This window comes from Candidatus Sulfotelmatobacter sp. (genome assembly GCA_036500765.1).
Taxonomy (GTDB): domain Bacteria; phylum Acidobacteriota; class Terriglobia; order Terriglobales; family Acidobacteriaceae; genus Sulfotelmatobacter.
In genome coordinates this window covers 239648-266067 of sequence record DASYBM010000011.1, presented here as the reverse complement: position 1 = coordinate 266067, position 26420 = coordinate 239648, and the positions used below count along the sequence as shown (strand labels likewise).

Annotated in this window: 20 protein-coding genes and 1 other RNA gene; 5 read left to right on the top strand and 16 right to left on the bottom strand. The window is 56.6% G+C overall.

Going from position 1 to position 26420, the window contains the following annotated elements; genetic code table 11:
* Window positions 1-11: 11 nt before the first annotated feature.
* From VGM18_14695 to VGM18_14685, 3 genes are read right to left on the bottom strand one after another with little or no spacing between them, the layout of a single operon-like run.
* Entirely contained in the window at window positions 12-1058 is a 1047-nt protein-coding gene (locus tag VGM18_14695; protein HEY3974250.1) for a tetratricopeptide repeat protein, read from the bottom strand.
* Window positions 1058-2788 carry a CRTAC1 family protein gene (locus VGM18_14690; protein ID HEY3974249.1) on the bottom strand — a complete coding sequence of 577 codons (1731 nt, stop codon included), beginning with the start codon at window positions 2786-2788 and terminating at the stop codon, window positions 1058-1060. Before VGM18_14690 ends, VGM18_14695 begins: the two co-directional genes overlap by 1 nt.
* Window positions 2785-4497, bottom strand: a complete 1713-nt coding sequence (locus tag VGM18_14685) for a CRTAC1 family protein (GenBank protein HEY3974248.1) — start codon at window positions 4495-4497, stop codon at window positions 2785-2787. Before VGM18_14685 ends, VGM18_14690 begins: the two co-directional genes overlap by 4 nt.
* Before the next feature lie 591 nt (window positions 4498-5088).
* On the opposite strand from VGM18_14685, the gene VGM18_14680 reads away from it, so the two are divergent.
* Window positions 5089-5607 carry a DoxX family protein gene (locus tag VGM18_14680; GenBank protein ID HEY3974247.1) on the top strand — a complete coding sequence of 173 codons (519 nt, stop codon included), beginning with the start codon at window positions 5089-5091 and terminating at the stop codon, window positions 5605-5607.
* 25 nt (window positions 5608-5632) lie between these two features.
* Here VGM18_14680 and VGM18_14675 read toward each other — a convergent pair whose 3' ends face one another.
* Together VGM18_14675 and rnpB are read right to left on the bottom strand one after the other, a co-directional pair.
* Window positions 5633-6367 carry a GntR family transcriptional regulator gene (locus tag VGM18_14675; GenBank protein HEY3974246.1) on the bottom strand — a complete coding sequence of 245 codons (735 nt, stop codon included), beginning with the start codon at window positions 6365-6367 and terminating at the stop codon, window positions 5633-5635.
* Between the two features lie 575 nt (window positions 6368-6942).
* Window positions 6943-7403: RNase P RNA component class A (rnpB, locus tag VGM18_14670), an RNA gene on the bottom strand.
* A 138-nt stretch (window positions 7404-7541) separates the two neighbouring features.
* Here rnpB and VGM18_14665 point away from each other — a divergent pair.
* The 3 genes from VGM18_14665 (at window position 7542) to hpnI (ending at window position 11339) form a co-directional block, all read left to right on the top strand.
* Window positions 7542-8771 (top strand): ABC transporter permease, encoded by a 1230-nt coding sequence (locus VGM18_14665; GenBank protein ID HEY3974245.1) that lies wholly within the window; start codon window positions 7542-7544, stop codon window positions 8769-8771.
* A 103-nt stretch (window positions 8772-8874) separates the two neighbouring features.
* The gene (locus VGM18_14660; protein ID HEY3974244.1) at window positions 8875-10137 is read left to right on the top strand and encodes an ABC transporter permease; all 1263 of its coding nucleotides are present in this window, start codon (window positions 8875-8877) and stop codon (window positions 10135-10137) included.
* Window positions 10138-10154: 17 nt separating this feature from the next.
* Window positions 10155-11339: a bacteriohopanetetrol glucosamine biosynthesis glycosyltransferase HpnI gene (hpnI, locus tag VGM18_14655; protein ID HEY3974243.1), complete on the top strand. Its 1185-nt coding sequence runs from the start codon at window positions 10155-10157 to the stop codon at window positions 11337-11339.
* Window positions 11340-11461: 122 nt separating this feature from the next.
* On the opposite strand, the gene VGM18_14650 is transcribed toward hpnI, so the two are convergent.
* The 3 genes from VGM18_14650 to VGM18_14640 are packed head-to-tail and all read right to left on the bottom strand — an operon-like array spanning window position 11462 to window position 16686.
* A complete protein-coding gene (locus tag VGM18_14650) occupies window positions 11462-12691 on the bottom strand; it encodes a glycosyltransferase (protein HEY3974242.1) in 1230 nt (409 codons plus the stop codon).
* 57 nt (window positions 12692-12748) lie between these two features.
* On the bottom strand, window positions 12749-14650 hold the full coding sequence (locus tag VGM18_14645) for a glycosyltransferase family 39 protein (GenBank protein ID HEY3974241.1): 1902 nt from the start codon (window positions 14648-14650) through the stop codon (window positions 12749-12751).
* Between the two features lie 29 nt (window positions 14651-14679).
* Window positions 14680-16686: a response regulator gene (locus tag VGM18_14640; GenBank protein ID HEY3974240.1), complete on the bottom strand. Its 2007-nt coding sequence runs from the start codon at window positions 16684-16686 to the stop codon at window positions 14680-14682.
* Between the two features lie 532 nt (window positions 16687-17218).
* Between VGM18_14640 and VGM18_14635 the strand changes: the two genes are divergently transcribed.
* The gene (locus tag VGM18_14635) at window positions 17219-17761 is read left to right on the top strand and encodes a hypothetical protein (GenBank protein HEY3974239.1); all 543 of its coding nucleotides are present in this window, start codon (window positions 17219-17221) and stop codon (window positions 17759-17761) included.
* Window positions 17762-17835: 74 nt separating this feature from the next.
* On the opposite strand, the gene VGM18_14630 is transcribed toward VGM18_14635, so the two are convergent.
* From VGM18_14630 to VGM18_14595, 8 genes are all read right to left on the bottom strand, one after another.
* On the bottom strand, window positions 17836-18549 hold the full coding sequence (locus VGM18_14630; GenBank protein ID HEY3974238.1) for an ABC transporter ATP-binding protein: 714 nt from the start codon (window positions 18547-18549) through the stop codon (window positions 17836-17838).
* A 2-nt stretch (window positions 18550-18551) separates the two neighbouring features.
* Window positions 18552-19937 carry an efflux RND transporter periplasmic adaptor subunit gene (locus VGM18_14625; GenBank protein HEY3974237.1) on the bottom strand — a complete coding sequence of 462 codons (1386 nt, stop codon included), beginning with the start codon at window positions 19935-19937 and terminating at the stop codon, window positions 18552-18554.
* Window positions 19938-19984: 47 nt separating this feature from the next.
* A complete protein-coding gene (locus VGM18_14620; protein ID HEY3974236.1) occupies window positions 19985-21148 on the bottom strand; it encodes an ABC transporter permease in 1164 nt (387 codons plus the stop codon).
* A gap of 14 nt (window positions 21149-21162) precedes the next feature.
* Entirely contained in the window at window positions 21163-22314 is a 1152-nt protein-coding gene (locus VGM18_14615) for an FtsX-like permease family protein (protein HEY3974235.1), read from the bottom strand.
* Window positions 22315-22366: 52 nt separating this feature from the next.
* The gene (locus VGM18_14610; protein HEY3974234.1) at window positions 22367-23515 is read right to left on the bottom strand and encodes an ABC transporter permease; all 1149 of its coding nucleotides are present in this window, start codon (window positions 23513-23515) and stop codon (window positions 22367-22369) included.
* 326 nt (window positions 23516-23841) lie between these two features.
* On the bottom strand, window positions 23842-24345 hold the full coding sequence (locus VGM18_14605) for an SET domain-containing protein-lysine N-methyltransferase (protein ID HEY3974233.1): 504 nt from the start codon (window positions 24343-24345) through the stop codon (window positions 23842-23844).
* Window positions 24346-24426: 81 nt separating this feature from the next.
* Window positions 24427-25005 (bottom strand): hypothetical protein, encoded by a 579-nt coding sequence (locus tag VGM18_14600; protein ID HEY3974232.1) that lies wholly within the window; start codon window positions 25003-25005, stop codon window positions 24427-24429.
* A 118-nt stretch (window positions 25006-25123) separates the two neighbouring features.
* Window positions 25124-26167: an MJ1255/VC2487 family glycosyltransferase gene (locus VGM18_14595; GenBank protein ID HEY3974231.1), complete on the bottom strand. Its 1044-nt coding sequence runs from the start codon at window positions 26165-26167 to the stop codon at window positions 25124-25126.
* Between the last annotated feature and the right edge of the window lie 253 nt (window positions 26168-26420).

Sequence of the window (26420 nt, the reverse complement as noted above, 5' to 3'; positions counted from 1 at the left end):
CAAGGCAAGAATTAGTTGTTCGGGGACGATGGGCGAGAGCGGGCCGCACGAGTCTGCAACTCGGCGGCAAGATCGAATTCCGTTTGGGCACGATCCATCGCGTGAGTTTCTTTGTACAAACGGCCCAGCAGATAGTGAGTTGTGGCGTTGTCGGGCTCGAGGGCTGTCGCTTTCTCCAATTCACGTTGAGCGCTTTCGAATTGTGCGGTTTTTCGGTAGTACTCCCCCAGCTTCACGTGGCAATACGCATTACCTGGCGCCAGCGCTACTGCCCTCTGAAGGGGCTCGAATGCATCTTTCGTCTGGCTTTGCTCCAGCAGCAGACTTCCAAGGTTTACGTAAGGCTGCTCGCTGGGCCGGAGACTTTGCTGTTGCCATGTGATCGCCTGGCGATAGGCTTCGATAGCCTCGGCAGGTTGACCTTCGGTTTCGAAAATCAATCCCAGATTATTCTCAGCTCTGGAGTCGCGTGGGTCGAGATCAAGCAACTTGTGGAAGGCTTTACGCGCCTCCGAAAAGCGAGCCTTCGTGTAGTAGGCACGGCCAAGGTAGTACCAGGCGTCGGCATTGTTCGCATCGAACTCAACGGACTTCTCCAACCACTTGATCGCATCCGGGTAATCGTCCAACAGGACATAGTCCAGGCCAACGATCTTGAGATCATCACTCTTAGGCCGCACAAGCCCGGCTGCCTGAGTATAGGTGGCAAGGGATTCAGCTGGCCGGTTCTGCCGGTGCAGCGTAAATCCAAGCAAGTACATTGCATCCGCGGAGTCGGCATGGGAGGCGAGATAGCTATCAAGCGCTTTTTCCGCAGCCGCGAAGTTTCCGAGGTGAACGAAACACTTGGCTTCGAAAAGAAGGGCGTTGGTCGAACCGGGAGATGCCGATTCTGCCCGAGCAAATCGAGCTGCCGCTGAAGAATAGTTTCCGGCTCGGAAATCGGTCATGCCCCGATCGAGTTCATCGCCGGCTTGTGCGGTGAGGTGAACAATACAAAACAACCCGGCAACGATCACCGCGACCTGCACCGGCGTTGTTGAATGGCGTACACCCATTATTTTGGTGGCGAGTTGGAGCTGGCGGGCTCGTCGATTTGCAGAATCTTGTCCGCGGCGACGTCTTTCAATGTCTGCCGGACGCCGCTGGGCCAGCGAATCTCAATTTTTGCCGCGATCCTGTCTTTACCGAGCCCGAAGTGAACGCGCTTGTCGCTCGCGGAAAGATAGCTGCCGGCTGTGGATACAGTAGCGGATTGTGAGCCGTGCGTGGTCACAACCGTGACCTCTGCGCCAATCGCATCGCGGTTGCTTTTATGTCCCACTAGATTCAGAAGAAGCCAATGGTTCTGCGTTTGGCTTTCGTTGTGAAGGATGTGAATTGGGCCATCATTGGTGGTTACGACGGCATCGAGAAGTCCATCATTGTCCAGATCGCCGATAGCTAGTCCGCGCGCGACCCAGGCTTGGCGGAAAACATCGCCAGACTGTGCCGATACATCTATAAATCCGTGACCAGTGTTGCGAGCCAGCAGCAGCGGTTCACGATATTTCAGGTTGGGAGAAGTCAGTTCAATCGTATCCATATCGTGACCTTGCGCAATCAGGAGATCCTTCCAGCCATCGTTGTCATAATCGAAGAAGCGAACGCCCCAACCGGAATGCGAAAGCGTCATCTGGCCGATTCCGGCAGTGCTGCTGGCATAGTTGAAAGAACCGTCACCGTTATTCTGGTAGAGCGCGTAGCGTTGGTTCGCAAGATCGGTAACAACAAGATCCGGCCAGCCGTCGTTGTTGTAGTCGGCGAAGTCCACTCCCATGCCTGCATAAGTCCGCCCGTCAATATCCACAGCCACTTCAGAGACCAGGCCAAGGTCTTCGAACGTTCCATCTCCCTTGTTGTGATAGAGAAACTCGACCATAGAATCATTGGCAACAAATACATCGATCCGACCATCGCGATCATAATCCGCAATGCCCAGACCAAGCCCTTTGCCCGGTTTGGAGAATCCCAGCCTGTCGGCAACCTCCGTAAAAGTTCCGTCGTGGTTGTTATGATAGACAAGCGGCGAGATGGGCTTGAAGTGATCGGGGTGACAGTAAGCGCGAAAGCCTTCCTTGTGTTCGCCACACCAGAAGTCATCAAAGTCCCAATCCAGATATCGCAGGACTATCAGATCCAGGAATCCGTCGTTGTCCAAATCCACCCAGGCTGCGCTGGTTGACCAGCCGCTGCCGCCCACTCCGGTTTTTTGGGTTACGTCCGTGAACGTGCCGTCGCCATTATTGTGATATAGCTTGTTTCCACCATAGGCAGTGATGTAGAGATCCTCGAATCCATCGTTGTCGTAATCGCCGACAGCTACCCCCATGCCGTAACCAACTCCCTGAAGACCTGCCTTTTCCGTGACATCCTCAAACGTCCCGTCTTTCTTCTGGTGATAGAGGCGATTCCAGTACTGCGGACTCGTTTTCTGAGGAATCGTTCCTTTAGGCGTAGGATTAGCGAGAGGCGTTCCGTTCATCAGGTAGATGTCGAGCAGTCCATCATTGTCGTAATCAAACAAAGCGACTCCTGCTCCCATCGTCTCGAGGAGATATTTTCTGGAAGTATGCGACGACTTGTATTGAAAGTTGACGCCGAGCCGCTGCGTCACATCGACGAATGTGCCGGGAGGTCCCTGGTCGGCACGGGCCGTCGTCGAGCCTTGCTGTCCAGTAGCAATCAAGCTGAAAATAGGAAGAAGGGAGGCCGTCGCTAGCAGCGCGAGTTGCAGTTGCTGCTTCATGGTGTCACGATGCCCTTGCCCTCGACCACCGTGAAAATGTGGTCGACGGACGGAATCCGAATCTCTTCCTTTTTTCCACTCGGCCAATCGATTTCCGCTTTATCCACTTTGTTGGCCGTACCCAGACCGAAGTGAAGCCGCTGATCCGAACTGGACGCATAACTAGCGCCGCTAAAGACATCGCCGCGTTGGCGCACGCCGCCCGCGGTGACGAACACTTTCGCTCCGATGGCATCGCGCGGGCTCTTGGTTCCGCCAACCAGCTTCAACGTCAACCAATGATTGGCATTCTTGACCACATTGCGCAGAAGCACGGGTGGCGAATCCATCACATTGAGAATTACGTCAATGTGACCGTCATTAAACAAATCGCCAAACGCAGCTCCGCGAGCGGAGATCACATCTGCCAAGCCGCTGCCCGTTGCCGCAGGCACTTCCTCGAACCGCGATCCATCCAGATTGCGAAACAAAAGCGGACGTTGAGCCCAGGTCGTACCCCAATCTTGCTTATCAACTCCGGGATAGACGTGCCCATTGGCTACGAAGATATCCAGAAGACCGTCATTGTCATAGTCCAGAAAGCTTGTTCCCCATGCGAGAAAGGGAATCGTCTGGTTGCCGACGCCTGCCGCAAAGCTCACATCGGAAAAACTAGCTTCGCCCTCGTTGCGAAAAAGCGTGTTGTAGTCGTCAGAAAAATTAGTGACATAGAAGTCAACTTTACCGTCGCGATTGTAATCGCCGACCCCGATCCCCATGGACGCCTGTTCCCGCCCCTCGTCGTTTAAGGCAAATCCGGAAAGATAGCTAATATCCTCGAATGTACCGTCGTGCTTATTCCGGTAAAGATATCGGGGAACAGAATCGTTAGCGACTACCAGATCAACCCACCCGTCGTCGTCCACGTCAATGAATACCGAGGCGAGGCCATAATATCCTCTCGGATCGGAAACGCCTGCTTTTACACTGACGTCGGTGAATGTCCCGTCCCCATTGTTGTGGAACAGGTGGTCACTTTCGCCCGGCAGCCCGCGCGGGCCGCACATCACCTCAATCCCGCGAAACTGACAATAGCCCCGCGGAATATTGCCTTTGCCTGGAATTGGCGGATTGTCCGGGTCGAACTTCACGTAGCCAGGGACAAACAAGTCGAGCAAACCGTCATGGTCGTAGTCGCCCCACGTCGCGCCAGTGGACCAACCGCCCAAACTGACTCCGGCCTTTTCTGCCACATCCGTGAAGGTGCCGTCATGATTGTTGTGATAAAGCCGGTTCTTGCCAAAATTGGAAACGTAGATGTCAGGCCAGCCATCGTTGTCGAAGTCTCCGACCGCGACACCAAATCCCCAGCGCTCGTTCGCTACTCCGGCTTTCTCAGTCACATCGGTAAATGTGCCGTCGCGGTTGTTGTGCAGCAGCATTGCGTGGGGAGGAACCTCCTTGCCCTTCAGTGCAGGAAACGTGGATCCGTTCAGCAGATAGATGTCGAGCCAGCCATCGTTGTCATAGTCAAGCAGAGCAACACCAGAGCCGGGAGTCTCGAGGATCGTGGTCTTTTCTGGAGTTCCCGACTTATGCCGAAACCTGTCCAGGCCGGCCTCATGCGTGATGTCGCGGAAGACCACCGGCGCTCCATCGACAAAACCACCTGCCGTAATGGGACGCGACAGGGCGTCCTTCACAGGAGCATGCGCTACCCCAGTGCTCATCCCGCTTCGCTGTTCTTGTGGCGGAGCGCTTTTGAGCGCGTCTTGTGCCTGTCCCGTACCGCTACACAGCGACCAGCAGATCATTAGAACTGCGCCCAGCCCAGGACGGGAAACCGAAGAACCGGTAAATTGACGGGAAATCAAGGCAGGCATTCGGCTCCAACGCGCCGTTTATTCGCAAAATTCTCTCACACGGCTGCCGTCCGGGTCCAACTACAGTCTCGAATATCGGAGGCGAGATTTGGGAATATTGTCTCAGGAGTGTTCACTCCCGTGCTCGCCAAACACTCGAATTCGTTTTCGTTGATCGACTGCATTGCGGTGGGAGTCGATCGCAAGCAGCGGAATTTCCAGCCGATGCGCAAGAATGTGGAAGCCATGCGACGAAGTGAATCGACGGAGATCGCCAACGAGGCTTTCTTCCCGAGGCATTCCAGCTCCGGGAAGCGAGAACGTCGGCAAACAAGTTTTTGAAATTCTGCAACTTAAATGACATTATAACATCATAATATGTAGAGATGAAGGTTGCGAAGTTCGCTCCGACGCTTCGCGCGTTCGATAACGATCAACCAATCGAGAGGCTTTTTGAATATGGTCCAACTTACTCAATCTTTGAAACGGGACGGCAACAGCCGTTTTGCGTTCTTGAGCAGCCGCTTTCCATTCTTAACAAGACATTCGGTCGCTGTTTGGGCTCCGATTCCGCTACGGCTGATTGTTGGCTACGGGTTCATGGAGCATGGCTTCGCGAAACTGTACAAGGGGCCTGAGGTCTTCGCGGGCATCCTGCACGCTATCGGCGTGCCGGTGCCTCATTTCATGGCATGGCTTACCATCCTGACCGAACTCATCGGCGGCCTGGCAGTCTTGCTGGGAGCTTTCGTTCCGCTGGTTAGTCTAGCGATGGCTGGGCTTCTTTTCGTAGCAATCTTCACTGTCCATCTCCCCTATGGATTCAGCTCCATCAAGCTGTTGGGCGTGGCCTCCGGCCGGGCCCAGTTCGGCCCGCCTGGGTACGAGGTTGACCTGCTCTATCTTGCTTGCCTCGCGGCGCTCGTGTTCGGTGGTTGTGGGCCGATGGCTATCGACCGCTACTTCAGCAAGAAATGATCGCTGCGCACGCCACGGGAAGATTTCAGCCAGAAGCCTTTCGGACAAGGCGTGTGACGAATCGGACAAGATCTCCCCGGTAGTGCAGTGTTTCGTAATCGACTGGACGGTTGCCTGTCGAGTAGGAAGTTCTTTCAACGCGAAAGATCGGGCTCCGTGGTTTCACTTTGAGCGCCCTGGCAACCTCGTTCTCAGCGGCCACGGCGTCCAACTTGTACTCCGCCTCGATCAGCGGGACATCGTATTTGCGTTCAAGGAGCGAAAAGATAGGCTCGACTTTCAGATTGTTCGTGGCGATCTTCTTGCCAATTTCTAACGGCAGGTAGGTCTCGTCGAAGGAGAGGGGAACGCCATCTGCCAGGCGCACGCGACGAATTCTAACGACGCGTTCGCCTCTTGTCAGCGCAAGCTGTCGTGCCACGGTCGCGCTGGCAGTTACGATTTCTTTACCGAGTACGCGGGCCGTTGGCTTGCGGCCAAGCGCGTGCATATCTTCGACAAATCCGCTGAGATCTTTAAGGTCCTGCGTGATCTTTGGCGCTGCGACGAACGTGCCCTTGCCGCGGCGAATCTCGACGTGACCGCGGCGCACAAGATTCTGAATAGCCCGGCGAACAGTGATGCGACTGACCCCGAATCGCGCAATGAGGCTGTCTTCAGTCGGCAGTTGGTCGCCGACCCTCAGGTCTCCATCGGTAATCTCGCCGGCGAGGACCGTTTCAACCCGCGCATAAAGAGGAGAGCCACCCGCCGCTGACATAAGGACATTATAACGTCGCGTCTCGACCTGAAGCGACCCTGCGCCAATATCGTCGGAGCGACGGAAAATGTTTCCGATATACCTCCAGCTTCGCCATTTGGGTGCCACTCACTTTGGATAGGGTCGGACGTAGGTTCACGAGTTCAACCCGGGAACGGACGTTCAGGAACGCATCCCCATGCGCTCGTGGTGAAAACTCAGCCACTCGGAAATCTCGTTTGCTGCTATCTGATTGATGGTTGGGCACTCATCGAAGTGACATCGCCACACCAGCTTTTAGCGGAAACTGATGGAAGTACGTCCGAGTCACCGGCAAACCGGAAGGAATGTTAAGTTAACGTTTTACGGGGTCTAGCCCCGAGCCGGAAAATCACCTTCTGCAATTTCCCCTGCGTCCCTTCCCACAGAGCTGCATTGATCCGCAACTGCTACTGCCGCCTATTTCCACTGTCCCGAGCTCTTTTTCACCGTGCAGATGACGATCCTTCCTTTCTTGGACATGGGCTGATGCAAGGCTGCGCCAAATCGCTGGGAGGAAGTTGGTTAAGAAATGAGTATGCAGGTAACAATGAGTTGTGGCAGCCGGACCTGTAAGCCGAATTCTGTCCGCGGGATTGCTCCTGCTGGACGGCCATTCCTCTGGGCCGCGCATTGCTGTGCGGCTCTAGCGACCTACCCGAAGGTTTGACGCGCCGAGCCGGCACGTGTCCCGCCGTCGCTCTAAGTTCTTCGCCACGCGGCCAAGAACTTACAGCGACGGCGAGACTTCCTCCCTATTTGGTCTTGCTCCGTGTGGGGTTTGCCCTGCCCGCTGCATTACTGCCGCGGCGGTGCGCTCTTACCGCACCTTTTCACCCTTACCGCAGCCCGCGAAGGCCGAGGCGGTATGTTTTCTGTGGCACTTTCCGTCAACCGGGCTTGAACCCGGCCTCCCGGACGTTATCCGGCACACTGCTCTGCGGAGTTCGGACTTTCCTCCCTCCACGCCCTCGCCGTTTCCAGCAAAGATACGGAGAGCGGCCGTCCGGTCCGGCTGCCTACAGGATGATTATATGCGACTTCCGGCTTCTGGCTTCTGGGCACCTTTTACTTCGGAACCTCGGAATAGACTGGTAAACTTGATTCCGTTCGACACCTGCAATTTCCGGAAGCCCGAGAGCCGGAAGCCGAGTTTATGAACATCGCCGAAGCCATCCGAATCGCGTTGCGCTCGCTGTGGGCGAACAAGCTGCGCTCTGTCCTCACGCTGCTTGGCGTGGTCATTGGCATTGCGGCGGTCATCGCCGTCGTCACCTTCGTTTCGGGAATTCAGGATTACGTCGCTACCAAGATTTTCAATCTGGGCGCGGACGTCTTCATCATCGGCAAAATGTCGCCGGTCGAGACCAACGTCGAGCATCTTCTCATTGCGGAAAAGCGCAAGAACCTTGTGCTCGAGGACTACCAGGCCGTGCTCGAAGCTTGCCGCCACTGCGAGTATGTCGGCGCGTTGATGCGCGGTACGGGCCGCGTCAAGCACAACGAACAATCGATTAGCGACACGACGATCCAGGGCATCACTCCATCGATCGCCTCGATTCTCGATACCGACTTGACCTATGGGCGCATGCTGAACGATACCGACCTCGAGAATCATCTTCAGGTAGCCGTGGTCGGCACCGACATTGTGGAACATCTGCTGGGTGGCGCCGATCCGCTGGGCCAGGAAATTCGTGTGGACGGCTGGACCTACCAGGTCATCGGCGTGGGAAAAAAGAAAGGGAAAACTCTAGGGCAGAGTGCGGATAATTATGTTCTCATCCCCGTGACTGTTTACCTGAAGCAGTACGGATCGCATAACAGCAGCATTGGAATTTGGGGAAAGGCAACTGCGACTGGCGCTCCGCTGAACCAGGCAATCGACGAAGCGCGCATAGCGTTGCGGGCCCATCGGCACGATCGTCCCGGCGAAGAAGACAGTTTTGAAATCGAAACCAATGCCAGCCTGCTCGGAATCTGGTCCGGGCTAAGCAGCACGTTTTTCATGGCGACGATCGGCATTGCCGCGGTCTCGCTCGTGGTCGGCGGCATTGTGATCATGAACATCATGCTGGTCTCGGTGACCGAGCGGACTCGCGAAATTGGCATCCGCAAAGCGCTGGGCGCGCGGCGGGACGACGTGCTTTTGCAGTTTCTGATCGAAGCCGTGATTCTGGCTCTGATCGGCGGCATTCTGGGAGTGCTCACGGGCGCGACGGTGGCCGAATTGGTTACCCTTTTGATCGGGATGCCATCGTCCATCAAGTTGTGGGCAGTCGCGGCGGGCCTGCTGGTGTCGGCAAGCGTAGGAGTATTTTTCGGCGTGTATCCGGCGCGCAAAGCCGCCCGGCTTGATCCGATTGTGGCGCTGCGATTTGAAATGTGAAGGAATTTAGTAATTGGGGTAATTTTGTAATTGTCTAATTGAACATCGGACTCATGGATTTCCAATTACCCGATTACAAAATTACTTAATTACACAATCTCTTATGATTCGCAAAGATGAATTCGGAGAAGTGCTTCGCATGGCGGGCGATACCATTCGCGGCAACAAGCTGCGTTCGGCGCTGACCGTGCTCGGGATCGTGATTGGAGTCGCGGTTGTCATCGGCGTATCGTCGATCGGGCGCGGGCTCGACGACAACGTTCGCGACATTGTCAGCAGCATCGGCTCCGACGTCGTTTTCGCCTTCCATCTTGAGCCCTTCACCTTCGGTCGCCCCACCGAAGAGATGCGCACGCGCAAAGAACTCACCGCCGATGATGCCATTGCCATGAAAGATCTGCCGCACGTTAAAGCGGTCAACGCGGGCGTTCGTTATTTCCGTCCTGAGCTGGGCATTGGATCGTTTGCCGTGAAATATCAGGACAAGAAGGCGAAGAACACGATTCTCGAAGGCGATCAGCCCGAAGCCAAAGACGTCTTCGATCTTGAAATCGCGACCGGACGTTGGTTCAGCGATGTGGATGAGGATCATCGCTCCACTGTGGTCTTGCTCGGCTCCGAAACGGCGGACGAATTATTCGGCGTTACCGACCCGCTCGGGAAAGAAGTCAACATTGAAGGCCAACTCTTTACCGTAATCGGAGTTATGAAGCAGGTGAAGGCTGTATTCGGCGGCGGCAAGAATCCGGAAGACAACAAAATCATCTTGCCCCTCAGTACGCTGCGCAAGTTGCATCCGGAAATCAAGCAGCACTGGATCAGCATAAAAGCCACGTCGCATGACGATGTGCCGAAGGCCATCGACGAGATTCGCGAACTGCTGCGGCGGCGGCGTAGAGTTCCCGTCGATAAGCCGGACAACTTCGCCGTGTTCACGTCCGACTCCATCTCCGACGCATGGAACCAGATTACCGGCGCGCTGTTCGTGGGCATGTTTGCGATTTCCAGTGTTGCACTGATTGTGGGCGGTGTGGGCGTAATGAACATCATGCTGGTCAGTGTGACCGAACGCACCCGCGAGATCGGCGTGCGCAAGGCGATTGGCGCGCGCAAACGCGATATTCTTTTGCAGTTTACGCTTGAGGCCATCATGCTGACCGCGGTCGGCGGCATCATCGGCGTAAGCGCCGGCGCGCTGGTCGTCTGGGTAATCCCTTTCCTGTGGCCTTCGTTGCCAGCCCGCATGTCCATGTTCTGGACTACGTTCGGCTTCAGCGCGGCCGCCGCAGTCGGCCTCATCTTTGGGATCTATCCGGCGTGGAAAGCGGCGAATCTGGATCCGATAGAATCGTTGCGATACGAATAATTGGCCTGCCTTCGCGCATGATGCACGACATCGTCAGGATCTTCCACTCCGCCACGATCATAGTTGCTTGCGTCGGCTGCCTGTCGAGTTCGATCTATTATTTGATCTGCTTGCGGAGTGCGCGGGCATTTCTTCGGCGGCAAGAGGCGGACGGAATTGTCCGCCCCACAAAGGCTCTTCCTCCGGTTTCGATTCTTAAGCCGCTGAAGGGCAGCGACCCTGACATTTACGAAAGCTTTCGCAGTCACTGCCTGCAAAACTATCCCGAATACGAAATCATTTTTGGCGTCAGCGATTCCGACGACCCGGCGGTGGCCAGCGTCCGGCAATTACAGCGGGAGTTTCCGAGCCACACGATTCGCCTGGTCGTCTCGGCGAATAAACTCGGGCCGAATGTGAAGGTCAGCAACCTGGAACAGATGTTGCCGGCAGCGCACTTCGAACACCTGATCGTCAATGACAGCGACATTCGCGTGGAGCCCGATTATCTGCGGCGAATCGTCGCCCCGCTCGCCGATGAGCGCGTGGGGATGGTGACGTGTTTGTACGTCGGCGTCGCTGCGAATACATTGGGATCGCAATTGGAGGCTCTGGGCATCAGCACAGACTTTTGTCCGGGCGTGCTGGTCGCGCGTCAACTCGAGGGCGGACTTCGCTTTGGACTAGGATCGACGCTCGCGTTCCGTCGAAGTGATCTCGCGCAAATTGGCGGGTTCCGAGCGATTGTTGACTTTCTCGCCGACGACTACGAAATCGGGCGCCGGATCGCCGATCTCGGCTTGCAAGTGCAACTTTCCGACGTGGTCGTCGAGACGCGCCTTCCGGCGTATGACCTGCGAGGGTTCTGGGCTCATCAATTGCGCTGGGCACGCGGCGTGCGCGACGCGCGCAAAGGAGGCTACATCGGGCTGATTTCAACGTACGGCCTTATGTGGGCATTGCTCGCCTTGATCGCGGCCGGCGCGGCGGCATGGTCGTGGGCGATTCTGGGGGTTATGCTTTTGCTGAGATCGATCGTGGCCCTGGTAATTGGAAGGTCCGTGTTGCGCGATGCGCGTCTGACGAAGAACTTATGGCTGCTTCCGATCCGCGATTTCATCGCAGTCGCAGTTTGGGTTGCAAGTTTCGCTGGACACACCGTCACCTGGCGCGGCGATCGCTTTGAACTGAAGCAGGGACGGCTGACGCGCATTCCTTCGTAGCGCCGCCGTCCCGGCGGCAGTCCCGAAGGCGTCTCGCCCTCGGCGCCGAAAGCTAAACTTCCGTCAGAAGGTTTCGCCACGTTCTCGCTTACGGGCGCGGCTCGGCGAGAGGGCGGCGCTACTTAACCGACTCGCGGCCTTTGCAGCGCCGTAATTTTTCCGCCATTGCCGAACCTGTACATCTCTCCGCGCCAATAGAAATCTCGGCTGGTGTAGCTGATCGCCCACGCCACGAAACCGAAAAGATCACGCAGAGGGTAAAGCCAGCAATAACCGACCGCGCGCGGATCGCGCGCTACGAACCATCCCACCACGACCGACTGGATCATGCGATTCAGGCAGGCCAGTCCGAGCAGACCGATTCCGAGCCGCCAATGACCAAGTGCCCCGGCGGCGAGCAGTCCCAGGAGACCAAACGGCACGGCGTAAGTGAGGCCGGTCCCCGCGTGGCCTGCGGGGCGCGAATAGCGCGTGCTCTTCATCCAGCGCAGTTGATCGCCAAGGGTGCGCAACAACGAGCGCGACGTCAGAACGTTGCGGACAATGTGGTGCGACAAAACCACTTTGTAATTCTTCGCCCAGATGCGATTGCCTAATTCGAAATCGTCCGAGTAATAATCGGCGATAGCGGCGATGCCACCAATGGCATCGATGGCGTCACGGCGCACGGCCATCGCCGGGCCCAGGGCAAAGCGCATGCCCTCCATCATGTCCGCAACCATCACGCCAGATGACATTTCCACCGAGAGTCCCAACGCCTCGAGCCATGACCAGAAATCCGAAGCCGGAATGCCGCGATACATGCAAGTGACCAGTCCGACCGCTGGGTCAAGCAATGGCGGAATCGTGTTGCGCAGAAAATCGGGCGTCACCCGCACGTCGCTGTCGCTGATGATGAAGTAGGACCGCAAGGAGACTGCGATCATCTTATCGAGCGAGAACACTTTGGCGCTCGGCCACATCGGGGGTCCCGAGATAACGATTCTGCTGCGAATGTGCGGATAACGCGTGCGGACTTCTTCGGCGATCTTAACGGCCGGGTTATTCGAATCTCGCGCCCCAAAGATGATTTCGTAGTCGGGATAGTCCTGCTGAAAGAAACTCTCCAGATTGGCTGCCAGTTGTTCTTCGATACCGTGGACAGGCTTGAAGATCGTAACCGGCGGCAGCGACTGGGGGGGTGTTGCGGCTGCGGCCGCCCGCGCCGGTCGCGCTCGGCGCACATGACGGGAAGTTGCCACCAGAGTCATGACCAGATAGACGGTGGAAGTAAACGAACCCGCAGCCGCAAGAAGCAAGAGCGCACGCCAAAAAAGATGAACCGCAGGAACGGTGAAAATCCCAAAGATCATCGACGAAGGACCATTGCGGAAGGACGATTATAACCGGAAGCCAAGGACACGATCTGTTCAGGGCGCTCGATTGATAAATATTGACTTGCCGCCGCTGCGTGCCAGCAAGAAGTGCGGCATTCCCGCCAATTCTTTAGGATCGCCCTGATCTGTCCATAAGAAAACGCGAGCCGACCCGCGCCACAAAGCGGCGAATGACTGCGAAGTCTCGAACACATGCGGCGCATCGGGAAACTTTTCGCCGTACCAGAGATTGCCGCTGGGTTCGTGCAATATTCGCAGCGGGACATGAGTATAGAAATTCAGAGTGGAAGCCTGATGATACTGGCCATCCACAACAATGAGATCTCCCGGTTGAAACTTTTTCTCAATCGCCACCGCGAGATCATATGAAGACAGGATCGGCGAAAATCGCGCAAACGAAGTATGCACACACGTGAGCAAGCCGACCATCATCAATGACAGAAACACGTTTCCCCAGACCGGCCGGTTCCGTCGCCGCATCCACCAGTTCACAGACGTCCCAAACAACAGAGACAGAGAAGCACCGAGCAGCGGCCCGCGGAACATTCCCAGCGCTTGCGGCGTAAAATCGAGAACGTGGCCCAGCGAGAAATCGTAATCTTGCGGATTGGTCTTCAGCAGGTCCGCAAGATCGGCGCCCGCAGGCGGATGAGTAACAGAAAGAAGTGCCAGACCAAGCACGGCTGAAGCCAATCCGACGATCATTAGAACAAGCGAAGAGCGCCGCCCGGCGCGGCGTTCGCGCTCGGTGGCATCCGCGGCGGATTCCCGCGCCAGCCATCCTCCCGTCAGCAGAGCAATGCCTGGAAGCGCTGGAATGGTGTAGTACTCCTGCCGGGTCGAAAAACTAAAGAACAGAAGAATCACCAAAGCCCACAGGAGAAAAAGCAGATTGGCACGTCGGCGTCGATCCATCGGCGTACCTAACTCATTCCACCGAATCGGAACGTCGCATAGAGCCTGTGGCAAGAACACCGCCCACGGCACCAGCCACAGAACGAGCAGAGCCCAGAAGAGAACGAGTGGAACCGTATCATATCCCGGAGGCACCCGCTTGTTCAGAAATCTCATGATGTGTTCATTGACGAAGTAGAACCATAGAAATCCGCGCGCCTCGCCCTGGGGCGGATTGCGAATAGCGGCGAGGATATGCCAGGGAGCCGCGATGATAAAAAAAACGACGGTGCTGGAAACAATTCGTAGCTTTGCCAGATGCCGTAGATTCCGGGTCAGCAACAAGTACAGAGCGATCGTAGCGATGGGAAATATCAGCCCAATCAGGCCTTTGGTGAGCACGTTCAGGGCGCACGCCGCTGCGAATCCCCAACAGGTAAGTCGCGTCGGACGATCTTCCTCTAAAGATCGCAGAAACAAATGGTATGAAATCACCAGCCAGAGCCCCACCAGCACATCGGGGATCAGGAAGCGAGTGAAGATGTAGGGCCCGATCGACGTCACCAGGACAACGCCGGAATAGAAGCCGCCCCGTTCGCCGAGCGCATAACTGCCCAGGCGATAAGTCGCCAGCACGAGCGCCAACAAACCTAGCATGAGCGGAAGCCGGCTGCTCCAGTCGCTGATTCCGAAGAGTTCGTAGCTGGCGGCGACGCTCCAATACATCAGCGGCGCCTTCTCCATGTAGCGAAGCCCGTTGGTGTACATGGTTACCCAATCATGGCGGAGAAGCATTTCACGCGCCGCTTCTGCGTGGATCGTATCCACGTCATCGAGCAACGGAGGGGTAAACATGCCCGCGGCGTAAATCGCAAGCCAGAGTGAAATCAGAATGAGCAGCGATGCCGGATTCGCTTGTGGGTTGGGACGATCCTGATTCGTCGCGGTGATTGGAATACCAGTCCCCCGGACCCGCTGGCTATTGAAGTTTCCTGCGAAGTCGCGAAGGCTGATTATAGAGTCTGAGAAGATGGCGGGCAATTCACCAGGCTTGCCTTATTGAGCTTGTCTTAGTGAGCTTGCCCAGCGCATTGCGTGGAAGCCGACTGCGAGTTCATTTCGGTTGGGCGCAGAGCGGCGCGTATCTTTTCCGAAAGCTGTTTCAAGGTGTAGGGTTTTTGAAGAAAGTTGGTCTCAAGGTCGACGACATTGTGGTCGAGCACAGTCTTGCCGGCGTAGCCGGAGACGAATAAGAGCTTAGTATCCGGCCGCAGTTGCGACAGTTCTTTCGCCAGTTGACCGCCGCTCATATTCGGCATCACGACATCAGACACGACCAGGTGAACGGTTGAGTAATGGTTTCTGGCGACTGCCAGCGCATCCAGACCATCCTTGGCTTCGAGGACCGTATAGCCTTGCAGGTTGAGGAATTCAGCGGTTGCGCGCCGCACCGCATGCTCGTCTTCCACCAGAAGAATTGTTTCCGATCCGCGAATCGCGCCCTCGGATTTGAGATTCTGGGTCTCGATCAATTTCTCTCGATCTCCCACACAGGGCAGGTAAATCTTGAAGATTGTACCCATTCCGGGTTCGCTATAGACCCAGATGAATGCCTTATTCTGCTTCACGATTCCATACACGGTCGCGAGGCCTAAGCCAGTGCCTTCGCCTAAAGGTTTGGTTGTGTAGAAAGGCTCGAAAATGTGCGGCAAATGCTCAGCCGGAATACCGGTTCCGTCATCACTGACTGTGATCAGCGCATACCGTCCCGTAGGAATCACAGCCTTCTTGCAATGCACATAGGCCTCATCCAGATGCTCGTCAGAGGTTTCAATTCGCAAGTGACCGCCTTGGGGCATGGCATCGCGAGCATTAGCGGCGAGGTTCATCAGAATTTGCTCGATCTGCAACGGGTCAACCCGCACGGGACCCAGGCGCTCGCCTCGCGTAAAAGTGAAGTCAATATCTTCGCCGATGAGCCGGGGAAGTGTATTGGCAATGCGTGCGATTACCTGGTTGAGGTCTGCAACCCGCAACGCCTGGGGCTGCTTGCGGCTGAAGGCCAATAGTTGGCGGGTCAACTCTGCGGCACGGCGCGCGGCCAGCAGAATCTCCTGAATCTTCGATTCGAGCGGGCTCTCGTGTGGCGCAGCATCCAACGCCAGCTCCGCATAACTGGTGATGATCGTTAGGAGATTGTTAAAATCGTGCGCAACGCCGCCGGCGAGATTTCCGATCGCATCCATTTTTTGCGACTGAAGCAGGTACGCTTCCAGTCGCATTCGCTCGGTTAGATCGCGGCCATTGGAGATGAAGTGGGTGATGCGCCCCGTGGAATCCCGCACCGGACAGATACTTTGCTCCACGTAGTACAACTCTCCATTCTTCTTCCGGTTCACCAGCACACCACGAAAGGGATTGCCCGCAAGCATTGCTTTCCACATTTGCGGGTAAATTTCGGGCGGTTGCTCACCCGACTTTAGTATCCGTGGGGTCTTGCCGTATGCTTCCTCGCGGGTATAGCCAGTCAGTGCCTCGAATGCCGGATTCACGTATTCAATGATCCCGTCACAATCGGTTACCATTACGGCGTCGGCCGCCTGCTCGACGGCGCGCGAGAGCTTGCGCAGAGATTCCTCGGCAGTCTGCTGTTCCTGTTGCAAAGAATGCATCGCCAAGGTGTTGCGAATGGTGCGGACCAATGTCGCGCCGTCCAGGTGAGACTTGGCCACACAATTCCAGGTCCCCGCACCGATGAGTTCGGCGATCGTCTTCTCGTCTGCATTTTCCGTCAGTAGGATAAAAGGAACGGTTACGCCGACGTGCAGAAACTCAGCCACCAGGTGAACCGCCTCCACGTCTCCGGTTTCGTGCTCGAACAAGACCAAGCCGTAGCTCTGCTGGCGGAGCATCGCCTGGGCTTCATCCAGTGAGTGGGCATGGTCCAGGTCAGCGGCGAGCATGCTGCGAGTGCGCTCCAGAATCTCGCGAATCAGAAAGAAGTCTTCCTCTTTCGTCCCCACCAGCAGCACCCGCAAGGGCGTGGAGGCAACGGCCGGTTTTGCAACGGTTGACACGGAGGATGGCTTCCCTACTTGTTACCATCGGAATCTCGCGAGCAGGAGTTTAGCGCCGCTCTGAAACCGTCCGTTATCGGCCCGATCGTACCGGCGGCCGGGGGCCTGCGTTGTGACGAGATTTGGATTAGAGAGAAGCAAGAATGATCCGAACTTCTCTTCAGGGGCGCCAAGAACCTCACGGAGGCAGGTGTTAGTGGTTCAGGCTCCCTTCGACAGACCAGGTTCGAGCTTTCCAGAGGGCAAGAGGAAACCCTTGTTAACCGATCCGCCATAGCCGCGTCTAATGTCACGAGACCCGGCATCTTTCAGATATTCCTACTCGAAAATCGAGGGAACGCCAGAACGATGCTCTGCGTATACATCCCTAAGCGAGTTCTGCCCTCGCACGATGGATGCCACGTCCGGTATGTAAAGAAATGGAGTCGCACCTCTGCGTGTGTAGACGCCGGTTTGGGTGGCGCCGCCAGAACTGGTTCGCAGCGATTAGTTCGGTATGAGTGACTCGTTCGAAGAATTGGGGAGAGATCGTATGGAAAACGGGCAGAAGGAAAACGGCTCGGTTCAACCCGGTTTGGTTCGACCGATCGAGAGATATGACGTCGGCCACGTGCAGGAAGTGATTCGGCAAGCGCATGGCGAACTCCGTCAGTTGCTGCAACAACGCTCCGAGGTCATGAAGCGCATTGGCACAGTCAAACAAACCATCTCCGGATTGGCGAGTTTGTTTGGCGACGACGTGCTCAGCGAGGAATTGCTGGAAATGGTCGACCGCAAAAGCAGCGGACGCCAGCCCGGGTTCACCAAGGCCTGCCGCATGATCCTGATGCAGGCCGGGCACGCCATGAATGCCCGCGACATTTGCGACTATTTTCAGCAGAACATGCCCGCGCTGCTGGCTCGGCATAAGGATCCTATGGCGTCGGTCACGACCGTCCTGAACCGGTTGGTGGAGTATGGCGAGGCCCAGGCAGTGTTGCTAAACGGAAGACGGGCCTGGCGTTGGGTCGCAGAAATGCCCGCGGAGCCTGAGGCTAGAACCGGCGAAACCGGACTTGTCGCCAACGCGGGCTAAGACTTAGTAAGGCAGCGAAATAGCCTGGCGTGATTATGATTTAGCGAGTGCATTTCGGTACATGCATGCCTTCCCTACCCCGGCGGCAGCAGCATCCCTTTTTCCAGATGCCGGGTCACGTGCGCATAAGATGCCGCGTGTGGATCGTGCGTCACCATCACAATCGTCTTCTGAAAGTCCTCGTTCAGCCGCTTCAGGATCTCCAACACTTCTGTGGCGGAATGACTGTCCAGATCTCCCGTGGGTTCGTCCGCCAGCAGCAGGGTCGGATCGCTCACAATCGCGCGTGCAATGGCGACGCGCTGTTCCTGCCCGCCTGAGAGTTGCTTGGGAAGGTGACCGACTCGCTCCTCCAAGCCGACCAGCTTAAGCGCGGTCATCACGTGGTCGCGGCGCTGCGGCGCAGTCAGCTTGGTCAGGAGCAGCGGCAACTCGACATTTTCAAACGCCGTGAGCACCGGAATCAGATTGAAAGTCTGAAACACGTAGCCGATGTGTTCGTTTCGCCAGTGCGCAATCTGCGAGTCGCTGAAGCGGAAAATGTCCTGTCCCTGCACCAGCAGTTGGCCTTTGGTCGGCCGATCGATGGCCGCGATCATATTCAGCAGCGTGGTCTTGCCTGAGCCGGAGGGTCCCATCAGCGCGAGGAATTCGCCTTTGGCAATGTCGATCGACACGTCGTCGAGCGCCGTCACTTCAAACGCATCGCGCCTGAAGATTTTGCTGACGCCGTGAACTTCTACGACTTTGGTACCCGTCGCAATGTTGGCTTGCGCAACTGTGCTCATAATTATGATTGCCCCTTGATTTTGATTTTGTCTCCGTCTTTCAAAGTAGCCGGCGCGGTGGTGATCACGCTCTCTCCGCCAACCAGCCCATCGACTAGCGCCCCATCGCTACGCTGGCCCACCACACGAACTTCGCGGGCGACAGCCTTTCCGTTATAGGCGATTAACACGACTTTCTTTCCGTCGCGGTCGTGAATGCCGGCCGATGGGACATATACACCCGTAGACTGTTTCGCATTTTTCGGCGTTTCGTTGGCCAGAAATTTCACAGTCGCATTCATTTCCGGACGCAACTGCACGTCGGGATACTTGTCCGGATTCTGCACCTGCACTTTCACCTGCACGGTGGCTTTCTGGCGGTTGGCCTCGGGAGAAATCTGTGCGATCACTCCGTCATATTCCTTGTCGGGATACGCGTCGGTGGTTACCTTCGCCTTTTGCGTAGGACTTAGGCGCGCAAAGTCCGCCTGCGCAATGTCGAGTTCGACTTGCAAATCGTTTAGATCGGCGAGCGACACGACCGATCCCTGCGGTCCGCCCGCCGCTGCGCTGGCAAACTGCGCCGTGATGAGCTCGCCCTTTTCCGCCGTCCGGTCGAGAATGGTGCCGGTTACGGGCGCGCGAATGACCGTGGCATCCAATTGCGACTGCGCGTAGTCGAGCTGACCCTGCGCCTGCAACAACGCGCCCCGAGCCCGCTCAATTTCCTCAGCCCGCGGACCGATCTTCGAAAGCTGAAACGCCTTTTCGAGAGAGTTCACGCGCTGCTGATCGGAATCGAATTTTGCAGTGGCATCGTCCAGTTGCTGGCGCGAAACCACCCCGCTGGCCGCCAACTCTTTGGTGCGGTCGAGCGTGAGCTTGTCATTGACGAGCGTCGCCCGGGCTTCGTCAAGATTATGCTGAGCCTGCTGGACCTCCTCCGGCCGCGATCCATGTTGCAGTTCATCGAGGTAAGCGTGTGCATTCGCCACCGCGCCCTTGGCCTGCTCGTACGACGCGCGGAATTCCTGATCCTCCAGGCGAACCAGGACCTGGCCTTCTTTGACCTTGTCGCCTTTCTCGACGCCGATCCAAGACAGCCGTCCAGTGACCTTCGAATTTACGTTGATCGTATGATGAGCCACAATGTAGCCCGTCGCCGAAAGCACGGTGCCGCCGGCATCATTGCCACTGGTCTCCGCGGCAGCACGAACCACTTCGACCTCCGGCACATCGGAGGAGAGTGCACGGTAGACAATCGCGATCAGCCCCAGCAATACCACCACCGCGATGCCAGTAAGAATGTACCGCCGCGTCCAGGCCGGCGGTTCGCCGCCAGAATCACCGCGTTGCGTGCGATCGATCCGCAAGCTCTGCAAGTCTTCATGTTTTGTGTCAATCGCCATAGGGGTAAGTACGTTCTAAGTCCTAAAATAGTTTCCGGCGTAGCGGTCTAGCTCCGCAGCGCATTCAAAATATTCTGCCGCGCCGCGTGCCACGCTGGCGCCAGCCCGCCCACGAATCCCATAATCAAAGCAAACGCCAGCGCATAAGCCGCAACCTGCCACGTGATCGTCAAGGCGAATACAACTTCGCTGAAGGTCACCGCGTTCGACGTTCCCGTCTGCATCCCGTTGAATGGAAGCATGAGCAGAATGCCCGCCAGTGCACCGAGCAGCGCCAGCATTAACGATTCCAAGACAAACGAAGTTAAAATCGCGGGTCGCGAAAATCCAATGACCCGGAGCGTGGCAATCTCTCTCCCGCGATACGCCACGGCCGCATACATCGTATTCATGGCCGCAAAAATCGAGCCGATCGCCATGATGAAGGCCACGACAATGCCGATATATTTGATGGGACCGCCAGATCGAGTCTGCTTCTCGTAATACGCAGTCTCCAGATCGCCCTCCAATTTGAGCCGCTGATCGTCGGCAACACGCCTGGTAAGCGCGTCGGCAGCAATGGGATCGGTCGCGCGCAAATACGCGGACGAATAGCCTCCCTGGCGGTCGAAGTCGGAGGACATTTGGTTCACGTCACCCCAGATTTCAGATTCATAGGCCGATCCGCCCGCATCGAACACGCCGACGACTTTCCACGAGCCTTTGCCGAACTCCATCGTGTCGCCAATATTGGTGTGAGTGAATCGGCTGCGAATCGAACGGCTCACCACGACCTCGCGCTGCCCGGTCTGAAACCATCGGCCTTCGGCGAGCTTTGCGCTGGGGCGGAGTTCGAGTCCGTCGGGCATCATACCGCGTACGGTCACATTGACTTCGCCGGTTCCATCTTTGCGCGGAAGCACGATGACGACCACGAGTTCGCCGGAAGCCATAGGCTCGCCGCGGCTGTCTTTCGCGATGCCGGGCAGCGTCTTAAGGGTGGGAAAGAGCGCGGCGTCGAAGCCGCCTGAAAGTTCTGCCTCCGAGCCTTTACGCAGAACCAGGACATTCCGCGGATCACCACTGCTCACGAACGCCCGTTGCAGTCCGGCGAGCAATGCCATCAGAAAGATCGCAGTAGTCACGGTGAGCGCAATGCCCAGGGCCGTCATGATGGTGAGGCCCTTGCGGAGAATCAAGTTTCGAACGTTATAGCTAATCGGTATCGCCATAGTAATTTCTCAACTCATCCGATGTGGCGCAAGCCTTCCACAATGTTCATGCGCGACGCGTTGTACGCCGGTAAATATCCGCTTACTAAACCCAGGGTCAAGGCCACGGCCAGCGACAGCGCCGCGGTTGGGCCGGTCACCTTCATGGCGAGCGGAACTCCGAGTGCAATGAATTGCCGCGTGAGCAGCCATATCAGCGGGACCGCCGCCACAACTCCCAGCGCCCCGCCTACAACGGACAGCGCAATCGATTCGCCGACAAAGATCGAAAGCACACTCCGACTGGTGAAGCCGAGCGTTTTCAATACCGCCACTTCGCGAGTGCGGTTGCGAACCGACATCGCCATGGTGTTGCCCGATACCAGCAAAATCGCGAATACCACCGCACCGCAAATTCCCAGGATGAACGCCTTCACGTTACCCAGGGAAGCCACAAACCCAAGCTGGAAAGCCTTTTCGCTTTCAGTTTTCGTCTGCAGCGGGGAGTTGCGGAACATGTCATCGATTTCCTTGGAGGCTCGCGCCACATCGTCTGCCGAATCGATTTGAGCGGAGTACCAACCCGCCTGGCCCTTAAACCAACCGACCGACTCTTCCAGATACTTCGCGTTAAAGTAAAGGGCGTTCTGTGGCGGATCGCGATGATAGATGGCGCGAATGGTGAGATTTAGGTCGGCTGGAAAAATCGTACCCTGCAACGTGATGCGGTCGCCAATCTTCCAGCCGTACTTGTTCGCCAGAGTGACGTCGACCAGCGCTCCCGCGCGATCGCGCTGCCAGGCCAATAACTGATCCGGCGGGACGATCTTGTCGGAAGCCACCTTCAAGTATTCGTCGGGATCAGTGGCCAATTGCGCGAAAAAGTGCTGCGGCCGATCGTCGATATAACGCCCCGCGAACCAGGTCATCGGCGCGACCGCCACTACACCGGGCACGCTGCGGATCTTATCGCGATAGTACGCGGGCAGAAAAAACGCGAGCGAAACGCGATCCCGGATAATCGCGCGGCGCGACGCTTCGGGCGCGACCTGATCCACGTAAAACGAGCGCCAGATGCAAATCATCAACGTAAGCAACAGCAGCGAGAAACTGATACTGACCATGGTCAGCAGGCTGCGCCGTTTGTTGCGAAAAGCGTTGCGCACGATGAAACTGCTCAGCGTCATAAAAATCCCGATACCCGATTCCCTGTCCTGAAATTCCTCTGCGCAATATTCCCTATCCAATGTGACGAAGCCCTTCCACAATCTGCACCCGCGATGCGTTGTAGGAAGGAACCAGCGAACTGAAGAAGCCGACCATGGCCGAAACCAGCAGCGCCACACCCAACGTTCCCGGTGTAATTTTCATCGCTGCCAGGAAAAAGCCCATGGGAGACGCCTTGAACACGAACAGCAGGAGCCAGGCGAAGCCGCATCCGAAAATTCCACCGGCAATCGAGAGCGCCATTGATTCACCTACGAACAATCCCAGAATCGTCTGCCGCTCGAATCCCAATGTCTTCAGGACGGCCACTTCCCGGGTACGCTCGCGAATCGACATGGCCATGGTGTTCGCGGTAACCAGCAGAGTCGTGAAAACAACCGCCAGACAGATGCTAAGAATAAAAGCTTTCACGTTACCCAACATGTTGACGAAGCTCAGACCAAAGGCTTTTTCGCTCTCGGTTTTGGTGGGCTGCGGCGAATTGCGGAACATGTCATCGACAGTTTTCGCGATATTGGCCACGTCGTTTGATGAGGCGGCCATGATGCTGAACGTGCCAGCCGTTCCCTTAAATGTCGGCACGGCTTCCTCTACATATTTTTCGTTGAAGTAAACCGTGGTGTTCGTGGTCGGCCAATGATAAATGCCCCGAATCGTGAGTTCCGGATTAATGGGATAGATTGTGCCCAGCAGCACGATTCGGTCGCCGAGTTTCCAATGATATTTTTCTGCCAGCGCATCGTTCACGATGACTCCCGCCCGGTCGCGTTGCCAAGCCGCAAGCTGATCGGCAGGTATTTGCATTTCCGGGTAGATCTTGGGCAGTTCGTCGGGATCAGTCGCGAACTGAGCGAAAAAGTGCTCCGGCTTGTCGTCAATGTACAAGCCCCCGAACCAGGAGTTCGGAATAATCGCGACGACTCCGGGGACGGCACGAATTTTTTCCCGGTAGAAGGCCGGCAAAGGGTTGGTAAGCGAAACCCGGTGACGTGTAACCAGTCGGCGGGTGGATTCGGCACTGCCCTTATCGATGTAGAAACCGTTCCACACGGTCATCATGAACGTCAGCAGCAGCAAAGAGACGCCGACGCTCAACACCGTAAGAATGCTGCGGCGCTTGTTGCGGAACGCGTTCTTCGTCACAAACCGGGTCAACGTCATGGGCGAACTCCAGAGGGAACCGGGAGCCGGGCGAAGAAGGCAGGCACGTCCCAGCGCACCAAGAATAGACGAAGCAAGTCGCAATCGGCAACCCGGCTGGATTCGTTTTTTGGATCGATCAGAACGCTCGATCTCATAGAACCGCCCTTTTCACGCTCCATGTTGTCGCGACTCGTTCTGCGCCACAAGTGGAGATCGTCATCGGAAGGGCATGACAAATGTCACACCAAGCCGCGCACACCAAATACATCCGCCACCGCGGCGCTAAAGTTACGCACGAATTAGGCATCTTCCGGAAACTCGTCAGAACTGAACTTTTAAGGATTCTATGCCGCCGATTTTCGACTGCGCCTGGTTTTGTTGGTGGTCTTGCGTTTTCGGGCTGCTGCCTGCTCTTTCTTGCGGGCCGCCTGGCGCCTCATCTTCGCCATCCATTCCCGGGAATACATCGTGCCGCGACATTTTTTCGAGCCGCAGTGGCAGGGCGCGGGATCGTCATCGTCGTACAGGTTATAGTCCCAGAGCAGTTCTTCACCGGCGGCGATGTCGCGGATAGCGAAAATCCAGACTCGTCCCTTGATCTCGTCCACCTCGCAGTTGGGATCGCAGGAATGATTCAGATAGGCGCCCAGACCCTCGCCATCGATCACGGTCTTGCCGTCATCCAGCCCATAGAGGTAGGTGCGGGAGAAGCCATTGTAACGGCGATCGGCTTCGTCAGCAGTGATGCGCTCCCCAGTGTATTCAACGATGCGGGTTCCTTTACGGATTGGAGCGGCGGCGTATACGCCGACGGAATGAATGGGTGACGGGCGAACCACTAAGGGCATGGACTAATTTCGCACAAATGGCCAGATTTGAGGAATGTGGAAATCGTGCCTCTTGCAATAATTGGCCGAGGATCGTTTTCCTTACGGATCGTAGATTGCGCTGCCGTAGCCTAGTTTGCGGGCGGACTCCTGCATCTCTGCCAGGCGCTGCTTCTGTTCCTCGAGTTGCTGTTTCATGTTCTCCACCTGATCCTGCTTCTGGATCTCTCGCTCATTCCGTTGCGCGCAGTTACGGAGGCAGGCTGCGGGAAAATGGATGGAGTCGCTGGCGCTTTTTATTTGCTCCTCTAACGATGCGATGGCGCTCTTCTGCGCCAAAATCTGCGTCTTCCATGGATCTGGCTGAGAAGGATCTGCCTGACCCTTTCGGGCTCCCGAGTTTCCCGTAGTGTAGCCGGGCTCCTCAGATTCAGCGTATGCCGGAGTCAGCGTCGATCCGACGCGCTCAGGAATCTCATCGTTGGTAATGACGTGGGCCGTCTTGGCCGGCGCAGCGCCAGTTGCATTCGCCGAGTTTTGCGTCTGCCCCTCTTTATGCTGCTTTTGCAGACGGGCTTGGCGAGCGAGGTCTGCGATCGATTGCGTGTCCTGCCCCAGCGCCGAGAAGGCGCACAACCAAGCACCGGCTCCCAGCAAGACGAACAGTCGCCATCTCAGCATCGGTAATCCCTCCAGCCGCAAACTGCGCTCGCAATCCGTACTAACGAGATGTTCGAATCATGATATCGCTCGTGCTGGAGGATTCGAGGTTACCTTCGTTCAAGTCATCTGTCTGACATTAAGCCGACGTATAGCCGGCGATCAGGCTGTCCAGCTTAGCGAGCAAAGCCCCGTTTCCCTGCCGCGGGTATTGCGCCAGAGCCTCGCGATAGTGCGGAAGGTTGTAGAGAAAAGCCTCGACTCGCTCTTTATTCAATTCCTCCCAATAGGCGCCGAAGCCTGATTTGTCGAGCCAATACGCATTGAAGATCTGCTCGAACTGGTGGCTCACGGGTACAGCCAGGTACGGCTTGCCTAGGTGCAGGGCCTCGGTGACAAGCGAAAAACCGGAGTTGGCAACGATCGCGCCGGCGCTGGTCAGGTCGCGGAAGAAACCGTCAGCTGACGGCTTCTTATAAACGATATTGCCGTCCTGCCCCTCGCGGCCAAAGCCGTAAGCGATGAAACGGCAGTGAACTGAGCCTAGCAGCTTGGCTAGCGCGGGTGCGGGCGAAGTCACATAGACGAGCACATGATCGCCTTGCGTAGCAGTGGCGTTGAGGATTTCATGCCGCAGCAGCGGGGGAAACAGAAATGTCTTGCGCTTGCGAATCGGCGCTTTGAAGAATGAAATGACGAGATAAGCGTTAGCGCGCGGCGTCATCAGTTGAGTCACGAGTTTCGCGGCCGCCGCATCGCGGCGATACTGCCTGGGATACGAAACAACTGCGTTCGTAAGGCAGTGCTGATTATCGATGGAAATTACCGGAATGCGTTGTTTGTGTCCCACATGGCAGGTCAGCGGCTCGAAGTCAGTAATGACCAGATCAGTATTCCATTCCTCGACGAGATCATAAAGATGATGCAAGCTCTTAGCCGCCTGCGGGACGGTAATCAGATTTTTCGCGATGGTGCGTTTATAGCGCACGCGATTATTGACGTAGGCGAAGCGGAAGCCATAAATTTCGGTGACATCGAAGTGTGGCGCGAGATTTTCCAGGCCGCGATCGAACGAAGCGACATGAACGTCATGGCCCTGACCAACGAGATGCATGAGCACCTCTTTGGCGCGCGTAGAGTGACCCGCGCCTTCGCCATTCACTCCATAAAGGATGTTGGCCATAGATCGAAGGCGAGGGGAAGCCCACGATATTAAGGCAAAACAAAACGCCCCAGACTCGCTAAAGTCTTGGGACGTATGTTGATCAGCCCTCCCCCAAGTGCTGCTCAAGAACAATCCTAGACGCAGTCGGTCCAACCGGGAATGGCACGGACGTGCCATGCCACTGCACCATTCAGGTGGCAGCGAATTTCGCGGCCTCCTGTATGATTCGGGCGCTCTAACTCCGGTCCCGCCCGGTGGGCCTTCCCCCGTA